At 62.3% G+C, this 19,840-nt stretch carries 16 protein-coding genes; 15 read left to right on the top strand and 1 reads right to left on the bottom strand.

Annotated elements, in window-relative coordinates; translation table 11 throughout:
- Nucleotides 1-338 precede the first annotated feature (338 nt).
- The 4 genes from carA (at nt 339) to NOV72_RS30225 (ending at nt 5,871) form a co-directional block, all read left to right on the top strand.
- The gene (carA, locus tag NOV72_RS30240; RefSeq protein WP_106858211.1) at nt 339-1,481 is read left to right on the top strand and encodes a glutamine-hydrolyzing carbamoyl-phosphate synthase small subunit; all 1,143 of its coding nucleotides are present in this window, start codon (nt 339-341) and stop codon (nt 1,479-1,481) included.
- A gap of 30 nt (nt 1,482-1,511) precedes the next feature.
- Complete coding sequence (carB, locus tag NOV72_RS30235; RefSeq protein ID WP_106858195.1) at nt 1,512-4,766, top strand: carbamoyl-phosphate synthase large subunit; 3,255 nt, start codon at nt 1,512-1,514, stop codon at nt 4,764-4,766.
- A 113-nt stretch (nt 4,767-4,879) separates the two neighbouring features.
- Nucleotides 4,880-5,356 carry a transcription elongation factor GreA gene (gene greA, locus NOV72_RS30230; RefSeq protein WP_106858194.1) on the top strand — a complete coding sequence of 159 codons (477 nt, stop codon included), beginning with the start codon at nt 4,880-4,882 and terminating at the stop codon, nt 5,354-5,356.
- Nucleotides 5,356-5,871 (top strand): DUF4149 domain-containing protein, encoded by a 516-nt coding sequence (locus NOV72_RS30225; protein WP_106858193.1) that lies wholly within the window; start codon nt 5,356-5,358, stop codon nt 5,869-5,871. The genes greA and NOV72_RS30225 overlap by 1 nt, the downstream gene beginning before the upstream one ends.
- Nucleotides 5,872-5,928: 57 nt before the next feature.
- Here the strand turns inward: NOV72_RS30225 and NOV72_RS30220 are convergent, their stop codons facing one another.
- Nucleotides 5,929-6,465 (bottom strand): YhbY family RNA-binding protein, encoded by a 537-nt coding sequence (locus tag NOV72_RS30220; protein WP_106858192.1) that lies wholly within the window; start codon nt 6,463-6,465, stop codon nt 5,929-5,931.
- 296 nt (nt 6,466-6,761) lie between these two features.
- Between NOV72_RS30220 and NOV72_RS30215 the strand changes: the two genes are divergently transcribed.
- The 11 genes from NOV72_RS30215 (at nt 6,762) to phoR (ending at nt 19,023) form a co-directional block, all read left to right on the top strand.
- Nucleotides 6,762-7,424, top strand: coding sequence for an RlmE family RNA methyltransferase (locus NOV72_RS30215; protein ID WP_106858191.1), 663 nt, complete (start codon nt 6,762-6,764; stop codon nt 7,422-7,424).
- 185 nt (nt 7,425-7,609) lie between these two features.
- Nucleotides 7,610-9,496: an ATP-dependent zinc metalloprotease FtsH gene (gene ftsH / locus NOV72_RS30210; protein ID WP_106858190.1), complete on the top strand. Its 1,887-nt coding sequence runs from the start codon at nt 7,610-7,612 to the stop codon at nt 9,494-9,496.
- 238 nt (nt 9,497-9,734) lie between these two features.
- Nucleotides 9,735-10,535 carry a dihydropteroate synthase gene (folP, locus tag NOV72_RS30205; RefSeq protein WP_146150066.1) on the top strand — a complete coding sequence of 267 codons (801 nt, stop codon included), beginning with the start codon at nt 9,735-9,737 and terminating at the stop codon, nt 10,533-10,535.
- Between the two features lie 113 nt (nt 10,536-10,648).
- Complete coding sequence (glmM, locus tag NOV72_RS30200; RefSeq protein ID WP_106858188.1) at nt 10,649-12,010, top strand: phosphoglucosamine mutase; 1,362 nt, start codon at nt 10,649-10,651, stop codon at nt 12,008-12,010.
- Nucleotides 12,011-12,232: 222 nt separating this feature from the next.
- A complete protein-coding gene (gene pstS / locus NOV72_RS30195) occupies nt 12,233-13,264 on the top strand; it encodes a phosphate ABC transporter substrate-binding protein PstS (protein WP_106858187.1) in 1,032 nt (343 codons plus the stop codon).
- 124 nt (nt 13,265-13,388) lie between these two features.
- The gene (gene pstC, locus NOV72_RS30190) at nt 13,389-14,372 is read left to right on the top strand and encodes a phosphate ABC transporter permease PstC (protein ID WP_106858186.1); all 984 of its coding nucleotides are present in this window, start codon (nt 13,389-13,391) and stop codon (nt 14,370-14,372) included.
- Nucleotides 14,372-15,259, top strand: coding sequence for a phosphate ABC transporter permease PstA (pstA, locus tag NOV72_RS30185; RefSeq protein WP_106858185.1), 888 nt, complete (start codon nt 14,372-14,374; stop codon nt 15,257-15,259). Before pstC ends, pstA begins: the two co-directional genes overlap by 1 nt.
- A 15-nt stretch (nt 15,260-15,274) precedes the next feature.
- The gene (gene pstB, locus NOV72_RS30180; RefSeq protein WP_106858184.1) at nt 15,275-16,150 is read left to right on the top strand and encodes a phosphate ABC transporter ATP-binding protein PstB; all 876 of its coding nucleotides are present in this window, start codon (nt 15,275-15,277) and stop codon (nt 16,148-16,150) included.
- A gap of 39 nt (nt 16,151-16,189) precedes the next feature.
- On the top strand, nt 16,190-16,894 hold the full coding sequence (gene phoU / locus NOV72_RS30175; RefSeq protein WP_106858183.1) for a phosphate signaling complex protein PhoU: 705 nt from the start codon (nt 16,190-16,192) through the stop codon (nt 16,892-16,894).
- A 50-nt stretch (nt 16,895-16,944) separates the two neighbouring features.
- Nucleotides 16,945-17,646 (top strand): phosphate regulon transcriptional regulator PhoB, encoded by a 702-nt coding sequence (gene phoB, locus NOV72_RS30170; protein ID WP_035501625.1) that lies wholly within the window; start codon nt 16,945-16,947, stop codon nt 17,644-17,646.
- 63 nt (nt 17,647-17,709) lie between these two features.
- Complete coding sequence (phoR, locus tag NOV72_RS30165; RefSeq protein WP_106858182.1) at nt 17,710-19,023, top strand: phosphate regulon sensor histidine kinase PhoR; 1,314 nt, start codon at nt 17,710-17,712, stop codon at nt 19,021-19,023.
- Nucleotides 19,024-19,840: the final 817 nt, after the last annotated feature.

The following is a 19,840-nucleotide window of genomic DNA, read 5'->3' as shown; positions in this document are numbered from 1 at the left end:
GTGCGCGCCACGCAGGCAGTCCGCAAGCGGACAGTTCCCAAATCTGGCGAATGTGACCTTTTCGCGCTATAATTCGAAGGTTTGAGCATATCAACCCGCACCCTAGCGCCTACCTCCCATTCACCGTCGTTCGCTGCGCACGAACTGCGCGCCGCCCGCCGCCGATCACCTGCTCGAATCCACCGTTGTCACGCGCAAGCGTGCCGGTTCGAGCCACGATGCGCGCCCCGCGAGCCGCCGCTTCTGCGAAGGAAACCCTCGTTCTTCGAGCGAAGGGAAGCCAAGCCTGAATTTCGGACAGACAGGTCGGTAACAGGGTGTTCCCCAAGGAGCTTCCCGTGTTGCCGTCATTTTCCCCCGCACTCCTCGCACTTGCCGACGGCACGGTCTTTCGTGGTCAATCGATCGGCGCCGCCGGTTCGACGATCGGCGAAGTGGTGTTCAACACCGCCATCACCGGTTATCAGGAAATCCTGACCGATCCGAGCTATGCGCGCCAGATCGTCACGCTGACCTATCCGCACATCGGCAACTACGGCGTGAACGCCGAAGACGTCGAAGCCACCAAAGTCCATGCCGCCGGCCTCATCATTCGCGACCTGCCGGTGCTCGCGTCGAACTTCCGCTCCGAGCAGACGCTCTCCGATTACCTGAAAGCGCAAGGCGTCGTCGCGATCGCGGGCATCGACACGCGCAAGCTCACGCGCATCCTGCGCGAGAAGGGCGCGCAGAACGGCTGCATTCTCGCCGGCACCGACGACGAAGCGAAGGCGCTCGGCCTCGCGCGCTCGTTCCCCGGTCTCGCGGGCATGGACCTCGCGAAGGTCGTATCGACGGAAAAGAACTACGAATGGACGCAGACCGAATGGCGTCTCGGCAGCGGCTACGGCAAGCAGGAAGCGCCGAAGTTCCGCGTCGTCGCGTTCGACTACGGCGTGAAGTTCAACATTCTGCGCATGCTGGCCGAGCGCGGTTGCCACGTGACCGTGCTGCCGGCGCAATCGACCGCCGCTGACGCGCTCGCGCTCAATCCGGACGGCATCTTCCTGTCGAACGGCCCCGGCGATCCGGAACCGTGCGACTACGCCATCGCTGCGACGAAGGCGTTCATCGAGCGCGGCATTCCGACGTTCGGCATCTGCCTCGGTCATCAGATCATGGGTCTCGCGGTCGGCGCGAAGACGATGAAGATGAAGACCGGCCACCACGGCGCGAACCACCCGGTGAAGGACATGGAAGACGGGCGTGTGGTCATCACGTCGCAGAACCACGGCTTCGCGGTCGATGCGTCCACTCTGCCCGCCAACGCGAAGGTCACGCACGTCTCGCTCTTCGACGGCACGCTGCAAGGCTTCGCGCTCACGGACAAGCCCGCGTTCTGTTTCCAGGGTCACCCGGAAGCGTCGCCCGGCCCGCACGACATCGCGTATCTGTTCGACCGCTTCATCAAGCTGATGGAGTCGGCGAAGGTCGCCGCCTAAAAGTACCGAACATATATATCGAGAGCAGTTATGCCGAAGCGCACAGACATCAAGAGCATCCTCATCATCGGCGCGGGCCCGATCATCATCGGCCAGGCGTGCGAGTTCGATTATTCGGGCGCGCAGGCCTGTAAAGCGCTGCGTGAGGAAGGCTACAAGGTCATCCTCGTCAACAGCAATCCGGCGACGATCATGACCGATCCGAATACGGCCGACGTCACCTACATCGAGCCGATTTCGTGGGAAGTGGTCGAGCGCATCATCGCGAAGGAACGCCCCGATGCGATCCTGCCGACCATGGGCGGACAGACCGCGCTGAACTGCGCGCTGGACCTTTTCCATCACGGCGTGCTGGAGAAGTACGACGTCGAGCTGATCGGCGCGTCGCCGGAAGCGATCGACAAGGCGGAAGACCGCCAGAAGTTCAAGGACGCGATGACCAAGATCGGCCTCGGTTCGGCCAAGTCGGGCATTGCGCATTCGATGGAAGAAGCGCTCGCCGTGCAGGCGCAGATCGCGGAAGCCACCGGCAGCGGCGGTTATCCGACCGTCATCCGTCCGTCGTTCACGCTGGGCGGCTCGGGCGGCGGCATCGCGTACAACAAGGAAGAGTTCGAAGAGATTTGCCGCCGCGGCCTCGATCTGTCGCCGACGCGCGAACTGCTGATCGAAGAATCGCTGCTCGGCTGGAAAGAGTACGAAATGGAAGTGGTCCGCGATAAAAAGGACAACTGCATTATCGTGTGCTCGATCGAAAACCTCGATCCGATGGGCGTGCATACCGGCGATTCCATCACCGTCGCGCCCGCGCAGACGCTCACCGACAAGGAGTATCAGGTGCTGCGAAACGCGTCGCTCGCGGTGCTGCGCGAGATCGGCGTCGATACGGGCGGCTCGAACGTGCAGTTCGCGATCAACCCGAAGGATGGCCGCATGGTCGTCATCGAGATGAATCCGCGCGTGTCGCGCTCGTCCGCGCTGGCATCGAAGGCGACGGGTTTTCCGATCGCCAAGGTCGCCGCGAAACTCGCATGCGGCTACACGCTCGACGAACTCAAGAACGAAATCACCGGCGGCCAGACGCCGGCCTCGTTCGAACCGACGATCGATTACGTCGTGACGAAGGTGCCGCGCTTCGCGTTCGAAAAATTCCGCGAAGCCGATTCGCGCCTCACGACGCAGATGAAGTCCGTCGGCGAAGTCATGGCGATGGGCCGCACGTTCCAGGAGTCGTTCCAGAAGGCGCTGCGCGGTCTCGAAGTCGGCGTCGACGGCCTCGATGAAAAGACCCAGAGCCGCGACGAAGTCATCCGTGAAATCGGCGAGCCTGGCCCGGACCGCATCTGGTATCTCGGCGACGCGTTCCGTCTCGGCCTGACGATGGAAGAGATCTTCGAAGAGACGTCGATCGATCCGTGGTTCCTCGCGCAGATCGAACAGATCATCCTGAAGGAAAAGGCGCTCGAAAGCCGCACGCTCGAGAGTCTCACGAAGGACGAACTGCTGTATCTGAAGAAGAGCGGCTTCTCGGATCGGCGTCTCGCGAAGCTGACCGGCTCGACGCAAGACGACGTGCGCAAGAAGCGTCACGAAATGAAGGTGCGTCCGGTCTACAAACGCGTGGACACGTGCGCGGCCGAGTTCGCGACGAAGACCGCCTACATGTACTCGACCTACGAGGAAGAGTGCGAAGCGAATCCGACGGACAAGAAGAAGATCATGGTGCTGGGCGGCGGCCCGAACCGGATCGGGCAGGGCATCGAGTTCGACTATTGCTGCGTGCACGCCGCGCTCGCGATGCGCGAGGACGGCTATGAAACCATCATGGTCAACTGCAACCCGGAAACCGTTTCGACCGACTACGACACGTCCGACCGTCTGTACTTCGAATCGCTGACGCTGGAAGACGTGCTCGAAATCGTCGATCTCGAAAAGCCGGTCGGCGTGATCGTGCAGTACGGCGGTCAGACGCCGCTCAAGCTCGCGCTCGATCTCGAAGCGAACGGTGTGCCGATCATCGGCACTTCGCCGGACATGATCGATGCCGCCGAAGATCGCGAGCGCTTCCAGAAGCTGCTGAAGGATCTCGACCTGCGCCAGCCGCCGAATCGCACGGCGCGCGCGGAAGACGAAGCGCTCAAGCTGGCCGAGGAAATCGGTTATCCGCTCGTCGTGCGTCCGTCGTACGTGCTGGGTGGCCGCGCGATGGAAATCGTGCATGAGCCGCGCGATCTCGAACGCTACATGCGCGAGGCCGTGAAGGTGTCGAACGACTCGCCGGTGCTGCTCGACCGCTTCCTGAACGACGCGATCGAATGCGACGTCGACTGCATCTCCGATGGCGACGACGTGTTCATCGGCGGCGTGATGGAGCACATCGAACAGGCGGGCGTGCACTCGGGCGACTCGGCGTGCTCGCTGCCGCCGTACTCGCTGTCGAAGGAAACCGTCGACGAGCTGAAGCGGCAAACCGCCGCAATGGCGAAGGCGCTGAACGTCGTCGGCCTGATGAACGTGCAGTTCGCCATTCAGCAAGTACCGCAGGACGACGGCTCGAAAAAGGACGTCATCTACGTGCTGGAAGTGAATCCGCGTGCGTCGCGCACGGTGCCGTATGTGTCGAAGGCGACGAGCCTGCCGCTCGCGAAGATCGCCGCGCGCGCGATGGTCGGTCAGAAGCTGAAGCAGCAGGGCGTGACGAAGGAAGTGATTCCGCCGTACTTCAGCGTGAAGGAAGCCGTGTTCCCGTTCGTCAAGTTCCCGGCGGTCGATCCGGTGCTCGGACCGGAAATGCGTTCGACCGGCGAAGTGATGGGCGTGGGCCGCACGTTCGGCGAAGCGCTCTTCAAGTCGCAGCTCGCGGCCGGTTCGCGTCTGCCGGAATCGGGCACGGTGCTGCTGACGGTGATGGACGCCGACAAGCCGAAGGCCGTCGAAGTCGCGCAGATGCTGCACGAACTCGGCTATCCGATCGTCGCGACGAAGGGCACGGCGGCGGCCATCGCGGCGGCGGGCGTGCCGGTGAAGGTCGTGAACAAGGTGAAGGACGGCCGTCCGCACATCGTCGACATGATCAAGAACGGCGAGATCGCGCTCGTGTTCACGACCGTCGACGAAACGCGCGCCGCCATCGCCGATTCGCGTTCGATCCGCATGAGCGCGCAGGCCAACAAGGTCACGTACTACACGACCATGTCGGGCGCGCGCGCGGCGGTCGAGGGCCTGCGTTATCTGCGCGATCTGGAAGTCTATGATTTACAAGGGCTGCATGCTCGCCTAAACTAAGGCTTCGATTACAGGTCTAAGCATCACGAGCCGCGGTTAAGCGGCGTCTCCTTCCCTCGGGAGATGCGCTTAACCGCGGTAATTTTTTTGACGAAATTGTTTGTGAGTGGTCTATGAGCACGATTCCTTTGACAAAGCGCGGCGCGGAGTTGCTGCGCGACGAATTGCAGCGCCTGAAGGCCGTGGAGCGTCCGGCGGTCATCAACGCGATCGCGGAAGCCCGCGCGCAAGGCGACTTGTCGGAAAACGCGGAATACGATGCCGCGAAGGAAAAGCAGGGTTTCATCGAGGGCCGCATCGCTGACATCGAGTCGAAGCTCGCCGCTGCGCAGGTGATCGACCCGACGCAGGTCGAGGCCGAAGGCCGCGTGGTGTTCGGCGCGACGGTCGAACTGGAAGATCTGGAGTCGGGCGACACGGTGACGTATCAGATCGTCGGCGACGACGAAGCGAATATCGATCACGGTCTCATCTCGGTGAGCTCGCCGATCGCGCGCGCGCTCATCGCGAAATCGGAAGGCGACGTGGCGTCGGTGCAGGCACCGAGCGGCGCGCGCGAGTACGAAATCATCGCGGTGCGTTACGTCTGATGGAGCACCGGCTCTTTCGCACCGTCAGCATGGTCTGGGTCGGCAGCTTGCTGACCTTGGGCCTCGTCGCCGCGCCCGTCCTCTTTTCGATGCTCGACCGCACGTCGGCGGGTTCGGTGGCGGCGCAACTCTTCAGGATCGAGGCGATCATCGGCGTGGTCAGCGCGCTTGTGCTGATCCTGATCGGCAATCGCTTCGTGAAAAGCGGCATCGTCGACTACAAGCGAGTGCGGTGGATCGTCGCGGCGATGCTTCTGTGCGTGCTGATCGGCTACTTTGCCTTGCAGCCGTTCATGAACTCGCTGCGCATGGCCGCGCAGGAAGCGGGCACCGATCTGGCGAGCTCGCCGTATGCACGGGAATTCGGCGTGCTGCACGGCATTTCGAGCGCGATCTATCTGCTCGAATGCCTGTTCGGCATCGTGCTGGTGTGGCGCCTGCCGGGCGCAGCGCCGGCCAGGATCGTGCCGAAAGGCAAGTCAGCGAAGGTGGCGGCGAAACGAGCGCGTAGCTGAATCGCAAAGGTTGCCGGACGGCGCGTGCGTTGAAGCGAAAACGCCCGCGCCGTTCGATCACTTCGTGGCCTGATGCTGGCGCTTCGAACTGGCCTGACGCTTCTTCGCACGCTTCACGTTGCCGCCGGCCGTTACGCGCTCGTTGCCGAGCACTTTCAGCGTGGTCTTCTTCGGTTTCTTGAACGCGGGCGCATCGCGCGTGATCTTCACCGCCTTGACGGTGCGCGGCGCGCGGCCCTTGGTCTCGCGCTCGGCGGCTTCGCCCGCGCTCGGCGGCATCGTGCTGCGCGTGCGGGTCGCGCGGCTCTTCGGCGCGGCGCCTTCGGGTCTCCAGATCACGAGCAGCTTGCCGATATGCTGAATGGGCGCGGCGTTCAGGCGATCGCAGATTTCGTCGTAAATTTCGATGCGCGCTTCGCGTTCGTCGCCGAATACGCGGATCTTGATGAGCTGGTGCGCTTCGAGGTGCACGCTGATCTCTTTCAGCACGGCATCGGTCAGACCCTCCGCGCCGACGAGCACGACGGGCTTGAGCGCATGGGCCTGGGAGCGCAGATCGGCGCGTTCGGCGGGGGAGAGTTTAAGGGCTGGCATGAGAGATTTGGGACTCGACTAAAATGTGGGCGGCGTGAGTGGCGCTCGTGAGGCGGTTTGAACACGCCGAAGCGAAAGCGCACGCAACGGTGGCTGATTCGCGCCGGAACTGCGGCGCATCGAACGCGCCACCGCCCACCAGAAAACAGAACAGGCCGGATGCCGGGTTTCGGCGCACGTGAGCGCCCGAGGTCCGGTCCGGCCGACAAGACGCGTATTATCCGCTAAAAGCATCGCGCGATGCAGCAAAATACGCACCGGGCGCGCTGTCAGCGCGCCACATGAGCTCAGTTTGAATGGCAAAGAACCGTTTTAATCAATCGTGGTTGCACGACCACATCAACGACCCTTACGTGAAGATGGCGCAGCGCGAGGGCTACCGCGCGCGCGCCGCGTACAAGCTGAAGGAAATCGACGAGCAGGACAAGCTCATCAAGCCGGGGCAGGTCATCGTCGATCTCGGTTCGACGCCCGGAAGCTGGAGCCAGTACGCGCGCAACAAGCTCGCGCAGGGCGCGAAGCGGGACACCGAACGCGAAGGCGGCATCGACGGCACGATCATCGCGCTGGATATTCTGCCGATGGAGCCGATTGCGGACGTCACGTTCATCCAGGGCGACTTCCGCGAAGACGAGGTGCTGGCGCAACTCGGTGAAATCGTCGGCGAGCGTCAGGTGGACCTTGTTATTTCCGACATGGCCCCCAACCTCTCCGGCGTGGCGAGTGCGGATGCGGCGCGCATCGAGCATCTCTGCGATCTGGCGCTGGAGTTCGCGCAGAACCACCTGAAACCGGAGGGGGCGCTGCTGGTCAAATGTTTTCATGGCAGCGGTTACAGTCAGATCGTCGAAAAGTTCAAGCACCAGTTCAAAGTGGTGGCGCCGCGCAAGCCGAAGGCCTCTCGCGATAAATCGTCGGAGACTTTTATTCTCGGGCGGCGGCTCAAGCACCCGAACTGAAAGGCCCGCTCAGCCAGTTTGGCGAAAATCTGCGATATTTGCGCGGATTATGCCGAAAAATGCCTGTCTGCCGCTATTTGTGCGGTAGATAAACCTTATGGCAGGGGTTAGCGGTCTGGATTAGAATGCTTTTGTGGCGTCGCAAGGTTTATGTAGGCGCCCGTCTATGAGTGAGGAGTGGTGCTTTGAACAACAATATGTTCTCTAAAGCGGCAGTGTGGCTCGTGATCGCACTGGTGCTGTTTACGGTGTTCAAGCAGTTCGATAAGCCCCGCGTCCAGGAAGGTGTGTCGTATTCGCAGTTCATGGACGACGCGAAGAACGGCAAAGTCAAGAACGTCACCGTTCAGGGCCGCAATCTCACGGTTACTCCGAGCGACGGCCAGAAATACCAGATCGTGTCGCCCGGCGACATCTGGATGGTCGGCGATCTGATGAAATACGGCGTTCAGGTCAGCGGAAAAGCTGACGATGAACCGAATGCCCTCGTCTCCGCGCTTTACTACCTCGGGCCCACGATCCTGATCATCGGGTTCTGGTTCTACATGATGAGGCAGATGCAGGGGGGCGGCAAAGGCGGGGCGTTTTCGTTCGGGAAGTCGCGAGCGCGGCTGATCGACGAGAACAACAACGCAATCAATTTCACCGACGTCGCGGGCTGCGACGAGGCCAAGGAAGAAGTGTCGGAACTGGTGGACTTCCTGCGCGATCCGCAGAAGTTCCAGAAGCTGGGCGGACGTATTCCGCGCGGTGTGCTGCTGGTCGGTCCTCCGGGAACCGGCAAGACGCTGCTGGCGCGCGCGATCGCGGGTGAAGCGAAGGTGCCGTTCTTCAGCATTTCGGGTTCGGACTTCGTGGAAATGTTCGTCGGTGTCGGCGCGGCTCGTGTGCGCGACATGTTCGAGCAGGCGAAGAAGCATGCGCCGTGTATCGTGTTCATCGACGAAATCGACGCGGTCGGTCGTCATCGCGGCGCCGGCATGGGCGGCGGCAACGACGAGCGCGAGCAGACGCTTAACCAGATGCTCGTCGAAATGGACGGCTTCGAGGCGAATTCGGGCGTCATCGTGATCGCGGCGACGAACCGCTCGGACGTGCTCGATAAGGCGCTGCTCCGCCCGGGCCGTTTCGACCGTCAGGTCTACGTCGGTCTGCCGGATATCCGCGGCCGCGAGCACATCATGAAGGTGCATCTGCGCAAGGTGCCGATCGCGAACGACGTGGACGCGTCGGTCATCGCACGCGGCACGCCGGGTTTCTCGGGCGCGGACCTCGCGAACCTCGTGAACGAAGCCGCGCTGTTCGCGGCGCGGCGCGGCAAGCGCATCGTCGAGATGCAGGATTTCGAGGACGCGAAGGACAAAATCTTCATGGGTCCGGAGCGCAAGTCGGCGGTCATGCGTGAAGAAGAGCGCCGCAATACGGCGTATCACGAATCCGGTCACGCGGTGGTGGCGAAGCTGCTCCCGCACGCCGATCCGGTGCACAAGGTCACGATCATGCCGCGCGGCTGGGCGCTTGGCGTCACTTGGCAATTGCCGGAGCATGATCGCGTGAATCTGTATCGCGACAAGATGCTCGAGGAAATTGCCATCCTGTTCGGTGGTCGGGCGGCTGAGGAAGTGTTCCTGAACTCGATGTCGACGGGTGCTTCGAACGACTTCGAGCGCGCGACGAAAATGGCGCGCGACATGGTGACGCGTTACGGCATGTCGGACGTGCTCGGCACGATGGTTTACGTCGATACCGAAGACAACGGCATGTTCGGCAAGATGGGTGCGAAATCGGTGTCCGAAGCCACGCAGCAAAAGGTCGATGCGGAAATCCGCCGCATTCTGGACGAGCAGTACGCACTCGCTCGCAAGCTGCTGGAAGACAACCGCGACAAGGTCGAGGCGATGACCAAGGCGCTGCTCGAATGGGAAACCATCGACGCGGACCAGATCGGCGACATCATGTCGGATCGCCCGCCGCGTCCGCCGAAGAATCTGCCGCCTCCGTCGGGCGACACGCCGTCGGGTGGCAGCAGCGGTACCGAGGTCAAGCCGGGCAACGCGCCGGCAACGGCGTAAGGTTTCTGCGTTCGTTCGTGGGCCGGTGTGCACAGCACGCCGGCCCATTTTCGCTTTACGGCCCGCAGTTTTTAACGAAACGCTGAACGCGCACGCTGCGCCAAGCCGATTGTGCCGCGTCCCAATTTTAGATTTCCGCTTCGCTCCCACTCGCTTGACCACACCGATCTCATCCCCGCTTTCAGCAGCGCCGCTTCAATGCGGGCGCTTTACGCTGACCTTCGAACGCCCGCTCGTCATGGGCATTCTCAACGTTACGCCGGATTCGTTCTCGGACGGCGGCCGGTTCGTATTGCGCGATGCCGCACTCGCGCGCGCCGAGCAGATGCTCACCGATGGCGCCGACATCATCGACATCGGCGGAGAATCCACGCGTCCCGGCGCGCCGCCCGTGCCGCTCGATGAGGAACTGGAACGCGTCGTGCCGATCGTCGAGGCGCTCCGGGCCATGAAGGTGCCGCTGTCCGTCGATACTTACAAGCCAGCCGTGATGCGCGCGGCGCTCGCGGCCGGCGCGGATCTCATCAACGATATCTGGGGTCTGCGTCAGGAAGGCGCGCTCGACGCCGTCAAGGACAGCGAGTGCGGCCTTTGCGTGATGCACATGCTGGGTGAGCCGCGCACGATGCAACTCCACGATCCGGTGTACGAGGACGTCGTCGCCGACGTGCGCGCGTTCTTCGCGGAGCGCGTCGCGGCGCTCGGGCGCGCAGGCATCGCGGCGGAGCGCGTCAGTCTCGATCCGGGCTTCGGATTCGGGAAGACGGTCGAGCATAATTACGCGTTGCTCGCGCACCTCACCGCGACGTTGCCGGCGGGGGCGAACTTCCCGTTGCTCGCGGGCATGTCGCGCAAATCGATGCTCGGCGCCGTGACCGGACGCGGCGCCGGTGAGCGGCTCGCCGCGAGCGTGGCCGGTGCGGTCTGTGCGGCCGAGCGGGGTGCGGCGACCATCCGGGTGCACGACGTCGCCGAAACCGTCGATGCGCTGAAAGTCTGGCAGGCCACAAAGAATGCCGCCCGGAATGGGCATCATTGATACTGGCCTCAAGTATCAGGAATTGGGCGCAGGCGCGCGCCGATAGAACTCATTAACTAAAAATCGCGGACTGATAACAAGCGCCTTACGGCCGCGAGGAGGGTCAAGCAACAATGGCACGTCAATATTTTGGAACGGACGGGATTCGCGGGCGAGTCGGCGTCGAGCCGATCACGCCGGACTTCGTACTCAAGCTCGGCTACGCGGCCGGCAAGGTGCTGGCGGGCGCGGATCGCGCTCATCAGAAAAAGGGCAATCGGCCGACGGTGCTGATCGGCAAGGACACGCGCGTCTCGGGCTACATGCTCGAAGCCGCGCTGGAGTCGGGCTTTTCGGCGGCGGGCGTCGACGTCATGCTGGCCGGCCCGATGCCCACGCCGGGCGTCGCGTACCTCACGCGCGCGCTGCGCCTGTCCGCGGGCGTCGTGATCAGCGCGTCGCACAATCCGTATAACGACAACGGCATCAAGTTCTTCTCCGCCGACGGCAACAAGCTGCCCGATGAAGTCGAACTCGAAATCGAGCGCCAGCTCGAGCAACCGATGGAGTGCGCGCCGTCCGAGCGACTCGGCAAGGCGCGGCGTCTCGACGACGCGGGCGGGCGATACATCGAGTTCTGCAAGAGCACGTTCCCGGCGAACTTCGACCTGCGCGGGCTAAAGCTCGTGGTCGATTGCGCGCACGGCGCCGCGTACGACGTCGCGCCGCACGTGTTCCACGAACTCGGCGCGGAAGTCGTGCCGATCGGAGTGTCGCCGAACGGCTTCAACATCAACGACGGCGTCGGCGCGACCGCCCCCGACGCGCTCGTGCGCGCCGTGCTGGAGCACAAGGCCGATCTCGGCATCGCGCTCGACGGCGACGCGGACCGCTTGCAGATCGTCGATTCGACCGGCCGCCTCTATAACGGCGACGAGCTGCTCTACGTGCTGGTCAAGGACCGCATCGCGACCGACGGCAAGGTGGACGGCGCCGTCGGCACGCTGATGACCAACATGGCCGTCGAAGTGGCGCTGAAGGAAGCCGGCGTGCAGTTCGTGCGGGCGGCGGTCGGCGACCGCTACGTGCTCGAAAAGCTGCGCGAAAACGGCTGGCTGCTGGGCGCGGAAGGCTCGGGCCACATCTTGTCGCTCGACCGCCATTCCACCGGCGACGGCATCGTTTCGGCGCTCCTCGTGCTGGCGGCGATCCAGCGCAGCGGCAAATCGCTCGCCGATCAACTGCGCGGCGTCAGCCTGTTCCCGCAAAAACTCATCAACGTGCGCATGAACGCGGGCGCGGACTGGAAGAGCAGCGACGCGATTCGCCGCGCGGTCGAGCAAGCCGAGCATTCCCTCAACTCGCACGGTCGCGTGCTGATTCGTGCGTCGGGTACCGAGCCGGTCTTGCGCGTGATGGTCGAAGCGTCGGCGCAAAACGACGCGGTTCGGTACGCGGAAACGATTGCGCAAGTCGTGAAGGAAGCGACTTCGTAGGCGTTTACTGAATTTTGTAATATTTTGCTAAAAGCGGGCTGCGGCCCGCTTTTTATTTGCCCGACGACCTTGACAAACTCGGAATATTCGAACTTTCAGGGTGTAAGCATAATGTCACGTTGGCTTCACAGATATTCATATTACTGTCACAGACACCTCCTATATTTCGCGTGTCGTCTCACACGCACGTACGACACACGCTCACAAACCCTGGAGGTTTCAATGAAATTGATGCAAACCGCGCTGGCCGGCGTTATTGGCGCCCTGTTCGCCATCTCCGCGCAAGCAGCCGACATCACCGGCGCGGGTTCTACCTTCGCAGCTCCGATCTACACCAAGTGGGCGGATGCCTACCAGAAAACCGGCGGCGGCAAGGTGAACTACCAAGGCATCGGCTCGTCGGGCGGTATCAAGCAAATCATCGCGAAGACGGTGGATTTCGCGGGCTCGGACGCTCCGCTGAAAGATGACGAACTCGCGAAGGATGGCCTGTTCCAGTTCCCGACGGTGGTTGGCGGCGTCGTGCCGGTCATCAACGTGCCGGGCCTCAAGGCCGGCGAAGTGACGCTGTCGGGCCAGGTGCTCGGCGACATCTATCTGGGCAAGATCAAGAAGTGGAACGACCCGGCAATCGCCGCGCTGAACCCGAAGGTCAAGCTGCCGGATACGGACATCGCCGTGGTTCGCCGCGCTGACGGTTCGGGCACCAGCTTCATCTGGACGAACTACCTGTCGAAGGTCAACCCCGAGTGGAAGTCGAAGGTCGGCGAAGGTTCGACCGTGAACTGGCCGACGGGCACGGGCGGCAAGGGCAACGACGGCGTCGCGGCCTTCGTGCAGCGTCTGCCGGGCGCGATCGGCTACGTCGAATGGGCGTACGCGAAGCAGAACAAGATGACCTACGTCGGCATGAAGAACGAGGCTGGCACGGTCGTCGAGCCGGAAACGAAGACGTTCAAGGCTGCTGCTGCCGGCGCCGACTGGTCGAAGTCGTTCTACCAGATCCTGACGAACGAGCCGGGCAAGGACGCATGGCCGATCGTCGGCGCGACCTTCGTGCTGCTGCACGCGACGCAAGACAAGCCGGCGCAAGGCACGGAAACGCTGAAGTTCTTCGACTGGGCCTTCAAGAACGGCAACCAGGCTGCGAACGATCTCGACTACATCACGTTGCCGGAATCGGTCGTCGCCGAAATCAAGACGCAATGGAAGGCGAAGGTCAAGGATGCGTCGGGCAAGGCAGTCGCAGAGTAAGCGCAGTACCCGTAGCTGGAAATTGTCCTAAGCTTCTCTAGCCTGGACAGTCGTAACAAAGAAAGCCGCGCGGCGGGCCGAAAGGCCTCCGCGCGGTCTGACACGTAGCGAAACCAAGGCTCCCATGTCGGACATCAACTTAACGTCGGCGGTGCCGGCGGCGCATACCCAGCGCGCGCCCAGCCGTATGGGCGACATCATTTTCGGCGGCGTGACGCGGCTTGCGGCCGTCATCACGCTGCTTCTGCTTGGCGGCATCATCGTTTCGCTGATCGTGGCGTCGATGCCGACCATCCAGAAATTCGGTCTCTCGTTCCTGTGGCGCTCGGAGTGGGATCCGCCCAGCGAGATGTTCGGCGCGCTCGTGCCGATCTACGGCACCATCGCGACCTCGATCATCGCGCTCATCATCGCGGTGCCGGTCAGCTTCGGTATCGCGCTCTTCCTGACGGAACTTTCGCCCGCATGGCTGCGCCGCCCGCTCGGCGTCGCGATCGAACTGCTCGCGGCGATTCCGTCGATCGTCTACGGTATGTGGGGCCTGCTCGTATTCGCGCCGATCTTCGCGCAATACTTCGAGAAGCCGCTCGGCCATCTGCTCGGCGACGTGCCCGTCATCGGCATGTTCTTCCAGGGCGCGCCGATTGGTATCGGCATCCTGTGCGCGGGCGTGATTCTCGCGATCATGATCATCCCGTACATCGCGTCCGTGATGCGCGACGTGTTCGAAGTCACGCCGGTGCTGCTGAAGGAATCGGCGTACGGCATCGGCTGCACGACCTGGGAAGTGATGTGGAAGATCGTGTTGCCCTATACGCGCGCCGGTGTGATCGGCGGCGTCATGCTCGGCCTCGGCCGCGCGCTCGGTGAAACGATGGCGGTCACGTTCGTCATCGGCAACACGAACCTGCTCGACAACGTGTCGCTCTTTTCGCCCGGAAACAGCATCACCTCGGCGCTCGCCAACGAGTTCGCGGAAGCGAGCCCCGGCCTGCATACCTCGGCGCTGATGGAACTCGGTTTGATTCTCTTCGTGATTACGTTCTTCGTGCTCGCGCTTTCGAAGCTGATGCTTCTGCGCATGGAACGCGGGGAGGGCCGTAAATAATGAGCCGTCCCGCTACGTTCAATCAGGATCCGGATCGCGTGCAGGCCACGCGCATGAAGCTGCAGAGCCGCCGCCGCGGCATGAATGCGGTTGCGCTGACGCTCTCGCTCGCCGCGATGGCCTTCGGCCTCATCTGGCTCGTGTGGATTCTCTACACCACGCTCAAGCTCGGCATCGGCGGTCTGTCGATCGATCTCTTCACGCAATCGACGCCGCCGCCGAACACCGATGGCGGCGGTCTCGCCAACGCGATCGTCGGCTCGCTGTTGCTGGTCGTGCTTGCCACGTGCGTCGGCACGCCGCTCGGCATTCTCGCGGGCGTGTATCTCGCGGAGTACGGCCAGAAGCGCTGGCTCGCGAGCGTGACGCGCTTCATCAACGACATTCTGCTGTCGGCGCCTTCGATCGTCGTCGGTCTGTTCGTGTATGCGATCGTCGTCGCCAGAATGGGCCGCTTCTCGGGCTGGGCCGGCGTGATCGCGCTGGGTCTGCTGCAGATTCCGATCGTGATCCGCACGACCGAGAACATGCTGAGGCTCGTGCCGAACGCGTTGCGTGAAGCCGCGTTCGCACTCGGCACGCCGAAGTGGAAGATGGTGATGTCGATCACGCTGAAAGCGTCGGTCGGCGGCATCGTGACGGGCGTGCTGCTGGCGATCGCGCGTATCGCGGGCGAAACCGCGCCGCTGCTTTTCACGGCGCTGTCGAATCAATTTTTCTCGTGGGACATGAATCAGCCGGTGGCAAACCTGCCGGTGACGATCTACAAGTTCGCGATGAGCCCGTTCCCGCAGTGGCAGTCGCTCGCGTGGGCCGGTGTGTTCCTGATTACGCTCGGCGTGCTGGGTCTGAATATCCTGGCGCGTGCGATCTTCTCGAAGAAATAAGGGCGGAGTGATTCCATGAATATGGTCGAAAGTGGTGTCAACCACCTGAATTCGAAGGTTGAAGAAACGCCGGTCGAACGCGGCCCCGTGCCGGGCAGCGTGCGTCCGACGCATAGCTCGCAGCCTGCGGATTCCATCAAGCCGAAGATCGAGGTGAAGAACCTCAACTTCTTCTACAACAAGTATCACGCGCTGAAGAACATCAACTTGCGCATCCCGGAGAAGAAGGTCACGGCCTTCATCGGCCCGTCGGGTTGCGGCAAGTCCACGCTCCTGCGCACGTTCAACAAGATGTACGCGCTCTATCCGGAGCAGCGCGGCGAAGGCGAAATCCTGATGGATGGCGTCAACCTGCTCGACACGACGAAGGACATCTCGCTCCTGCGCGCGCGCGTCGGCATGGTGTTCCAGAAGCCGACGCCGTTTCCGATGTCGATCTACGACAACATCGCGTTCGGCGTGAAGATGTTCGAGCAGCTTTCGCGCTCGGAGATGGACGACCGCGTCGAATGGGCGCTTACGAAAGCGGCGCTCTGGACCGAAGTGAAGGACAAGCTGCAACAGAGCGGCTACGGTCTGTCGGGCGGCCAGCAGCAGCGCCTTTGCATCGCGCGCGGCATCGCGATCCGCCCGGAAGTGCTGTTGCTCGACGAACCTTGCTCGGCGCTCGACCCGATTTCGACGGGCCGGATCGAAGAGCTGATCGCGGAACTGAAAAGCGATTACACGGTTGTCATCGTGACTCACAACATGCAGCAGGCGGCGCGTTGTTCGGACTACACTGCCTATATGTACCTCGGTGAATTGATCGAATTCGGCGATACCGAAAAGATCTTCATCAAGCCGGCCCGCAAGGAAACGGAAGACTACATCACGGGCCGCTTCGGCTGACGGTCAGCCAGGTCAAACAGGAAGGCTTAAGGAGCATATATGTCCGATAAACACCTCTCGAGCCAGTTCGACGCCGATCTCAACGCGGTGTCGTCGAAAGTGCTGGAAATGGGCGGTCTGGTCGAGTCGCAGATCATCAACGCGATGCAGGCGCTGAACGAATTCGATATCGGCATCGCGGATCAGGTGATCGCCGCCGAAGCGCGCCTGAACACCATGGAAGTCGAGATCGACGAAGACTGCAGCAACATCATCGCGCGCCGTCAGCCGGCTGCGCGCGACCTGCGTCTGCTCATGGCGATCTCGAAGACGATCACGAACCTCGAACGCGCCGGCGACGAAGCCGAGAAAATCGCGAAGCGCGTGAAGCGCATCAACGAAGACGGCGGCGGCCGCACGGTGAACATCGCCGAGATCAAGCTGTCGGGCGAGATGGCCGTGTCGATCCTGCGCCGCGCGCTCGATGCGTTCGCGCGTCTCGACACGGTGGCCGCCGCGCAGATCGTGCGCGACGACAAAGCCATCGACGATGAATTCCGCGCCTTCGTGCGCAAGCTCGTGACTTACATGATGGAAGATCCGCGCACGATTTCGGCGGGCCTCGACTATCTGTTCATCGCGAAGGCGGTGGAGCGCATCGGCGATCACGCGAAGAACATCGCCGAGTTCATCATCTACATCGTGAAGGGCACGGACGTGCGCCATATCTCGCGCGAACAGCTCGAGCGCGAGGCGCTCAGCTGATCGTCGGCCGCGCAATCGTTTTAACTCAAGCAAAAGGTCAAGAGGTGCCGATGCCCAGCAGTATCCTCGTCGTCGAAGACGAACCCGCGATCTCCGAACTGATTTCGGTGAATCTTCAACATGCGGGACATTGCCCGATTCGCGCCTATAACGCGGAGCAGGCGCAAAACCTGATCAGCGACGTGCTGCCCGACCTCGTACTGCTCGACTGGATGTTGCCGGGCAAGTCGGGCATCTCGTTCGCGCGCGACCTGCGCAACAACGAGCGCACGAAGCACATCCCGATCATCATGCTGACCGCGCGCGGCGACGAGCAGGACAAGGTGCTCGGCCTCGAGATCGGCGCGGACGACTACGTCACGAAGCCGTTCTCGCCGAAGGAACTGATGGCGCGCATCAAGGCGGTGCTGCGCCGTCGCGCGCCGCAGCTGACGGAAGACGTGGTCGCGATCAACGGCCTGCGTCTCGATCCGGCGACGCATCGTGTGGCGGCGAGTCATTCTGGCAACGACATCAAGCTCGATCTCGGCCCGACCGAATTCCGGCTGCTGCATTTTTTCATGACGCATCCGGAGCGCGTGCATAGCCGCACGCAATTGCTGGATCAGGTGTGGGGCGATCACGTGTTCGTCGAAGAGCGCACGGTCGATGTGCATATCAAGCGTCTGCGTGCCGCGCTCAAGCCGGCGGGCTGCGATGCTATGATCGAAACGGTTCGCGGCAGCGGATACCGGCTTGCGAAGAGTGCCTGAGTCCGGGCCTGGCGTCATCCGCTTTAACGTTCCGCATCAACGTCACTCAGACTCACCGACAACATGAACATCATCTGGACGCGTGCGATCGTGTCCCTCGCGCTGCTCGCCGCGCTTAGCGCCGCGATCGGCGCGCTGGTGGGCGTGCGCGTCGCGCTCGCCTTTGCGGTGCTCATGCTCGTCGTGCAAGGCTTCTTCGTCACCTATCACATGCAGCGCCTGTGGCGCCTGCTCGAAGCGCCGGTCTACGGCGAAGTGCCGAGCGCGCTCGGCATCTGGGGCGAAATCTACTATCGGCTGCACAAGCTCGCGAAGCGCTGGCATGCGCAAGTGCGTCAGGTCGAGCAACAGCATGCGCGCTTCATCCAGGCGATCCAGGCATCGCCGAACGGCGTCGCGATGCTCGACGATCACGATCAGATCGAGTGGTGCAACGCGATCGCCGAGAAGCATTTCGGGCTCGATGCCAAGCGCGACTTGCGCCAGCACATCACGCATCTCGTGCGTCAGCCGGATTTCGTCCGCTATCTGAACGCGCACCATTACGAAGAGATGCTCGTGATGCGCGGCATGGGCGTGAACCGCAAGTACACGGTATCGGTGCAGGTGTTTCCGTATGGCGACCATCGCAAGCTGATACTCACGCAGGACATCACCGAACTCGAACGCACGGATTCGATGCGGCGCGACTTCGTCGCCAACGTGTCGCATGAACTGAAGACGCCGTTGACCGTGCTTTCCGGCTTTCTCGAAACCATGCGCGAGTTGCCGCTCGATGAAACCGACCGCATGCGCTATCTCGACATGATGGAGCAGCAGGCCTCGCGTATGCAGAACATCGTGCGCGATCTGCTCGTGCTCGCCAATCTGGAAGGCGACATGCGTCCGCCCGGGGACGATCTGCTCGACATGCGTGCCGTGATGCGTCATCTGGAGGACGATGCGAACAATCTGTCGAACGGGCGGCATCGCATCACGTTTCATAGCGACGATGCGCTGACGATCGCCGGCGCCGAAACCGAAGTGATGAGCGCGCTTGGGAATCTCGTGACTAACGCGGTGCGTTACACGCCGGATGGCGGGACGATCGAAGTGACATGGCAGCGCTTGAAGGAGCGCGCGGTGTTCACCGTGCGGGACAGCGGGCTCGGCATTCCGGCCGAGCATATTCCGCGGCTGACGGAGCGGTTTTATCGCGTGGATCGTAGCCGGTCGCGGGATACGGGTGGAACCGGGCTCGGGTTGGCTATCGTCAAGCATGTGCTGCAACGGCACAATGCGGAACTCGATGTGAAGAGCGAAGTGGGGAAGGGGAGTACGTTTATCGTCAGGTTTCCGGCTTCGCGGACGGCTTCGAGGAAGTCGCTGGCCGCGTAGGTGGTTTTTGGGTTCGCTTGGGTTGTCGCCGGATCCCGTTTTCTTAGTGGTCTATAAGCGTTGCCCCTGTGCGGGGCGGCAGTCACTTTCTTTGCTGCTGCAAAGAAAGTAACCAAAGAAAGCAGCTTTTCAGGCCCGCGGTCACACGCAACTTGGCCAATTTTCTCCCTCAAATTGGCACTCGCCTAAAGAGTGCCCTCACAACAATCACCGGGCTTGGCTCGCGCACGGTCTGCCGTACCGCGTGTTTTAGGGCGCTGGTTCAGCACGAAATAGCTTCGGCACAGCGCTGCGCGCTGCCGCTGGGTCTGCAAGGGAAACCGACGAATAACGACCGCCGTGAGATGGCGGCGTTAGCAAGAAAGCGCGCGCCGGACCCGATTGACCGGTCAGCCGCGAAGCGGGCTGGAGCTATTTGGTGCTGAACCAGTTCGTTATATGGCGAGTGATGGCAGACCGTGCGCGAACCAAGCCCGATAAGACCGTTGAGGGCACTCGCTACTCTGGGGGCCATTAGGTCAATCGCCTGTGCCGCGGCCGGCGTGAAGCACTTTGGATGGGAGAAGCTGCTTTCTTTGGTTACTTTCTTTGCAGCAGCAAAGAAAGTGACTGCCGCCCCGCACAGGGGCAGTGCTAATAGACCGACTCGAATACGGGATCCGGCAAAAGAATTAACACTCTGGGGGCCATTAGGTCAATCGCCTGTGCCGCGGCCGGCATTAAGCGCTTTGGATGGGGAAAGCGGCGGATTCAACCGGTCGATGCAACACCTCTGGTTTAATTATCGGGAAAGGGTGTGGGAGCATCGATGAGTCGA

Source organism: Caballeronia novacaledonica, from assembly GCF_900258035.1.
Taxonomy (GTDB): domain Bacteria; phylum Pseudomonadota; class Gammaproteobacteria; order Burkholderiales; family Burkholderiaceae; genus Caballeronia; species Caballeronia novacaledonica.
This window is presented reverse-complemented; position numbering and strand designations above follow the sequence as displayed.

Excerpts from the sequence above, each read along its gene's own strand:
- folP (WP_146150066.1), top strand. The coding sequence starts at position 9,735 with ATGGGCATTCTCAACGTTACGCCGGATTCGTTCTCGGACGGCGGCCGG.
- pstB (WP_106858184.1), top strand. The coding sequence starts at position 15,275 with ATGAATATGGTCGAAAGTGGTGTCAACCACCTGAATTCGAAGGTTGAA.
- greA (WP_106858194.1), top strand. The coding sequence starts at position 4,880 with ATGAGCACGATTCCTTTGACAAAGCGCGGCGCGGAGTTGCTGCGCGAC.
- pstC (WP_106858186.1), top strand. The coding sequence starts at position 13,389 with ATGTCGGACATCAACTTAACGTCGGCGGTGCCGGCGGCGCATACCCAG.
- NOV72_RS30225 (WP_106858193.1), top strand. The coding sequence starts at position 5,356 with ATGGAGCACCGGCTCTTTCGCACCGTCAGCATGGTCTGGGTCGGCAGC.
- NOV72_RS30215 (WP_106858191.1), top strand. The coding sequence starts at position 6,762 with ATGGCAAAGAACCGTTTTAATCAATCGTGGTTGCACGACCACATCAAC.
- glmM (WP_106858188.1), top strand. The coding sequence starts at position 10,649 with ATGGCACGTCAATATTTTGGAACGGACGGGATTCGCGGGCGAGTCGGC.
- NOV72_RS30220 (WP_106858192.1), bottom strand. The coding sequence starts at position 6,465 with ATGCCAGCCCTTAAACTCTCCCCCGCCGAACGCGCCGATCTGCGCTCC.
- pstA (WP_106858185.1), top strand. The coding sequence starts at position 14,372 with ATGAGCCGTCCCGCTACGTTCAATCAGGATCCGGATCGCGTGCAGGCC.
- phoU (WP_106858183.1), top strand. The coding sequence starts at position 16,190 with ATGTCCGATAAACACCTCTCGAGCCAGTTCGACGCCGATCTCAACGCG.
- carB (WP_106858195.1), top strand. The coding sequence starts at position 1,512 with ATGCCGAAGCGCACAGACATCAAGAGCATCCTCATCATCGGCGCGGGC.
- phoB (WP_035501625.1), top strand. The coding sequence starts at position 16,945 with ATGCCCAGCAGTATCCTCGTCGTCGAAGACGAACCCGCGATCTCCGAA.
- pstS (WP_106858187.1), top strand. The coding sequence starts at position 12,233 with ATGAAATTGATGCAAACCGCGCTGGCCGGCGTTATTGGCGCCCTGTTC.
- phoR (WP_106858182.1), top strand. The coding sequence starts at position 17,710 with ATGAACATCATCTGGACGCGTGCGATCGTGTCCCTCGCGCTGCTCGCC.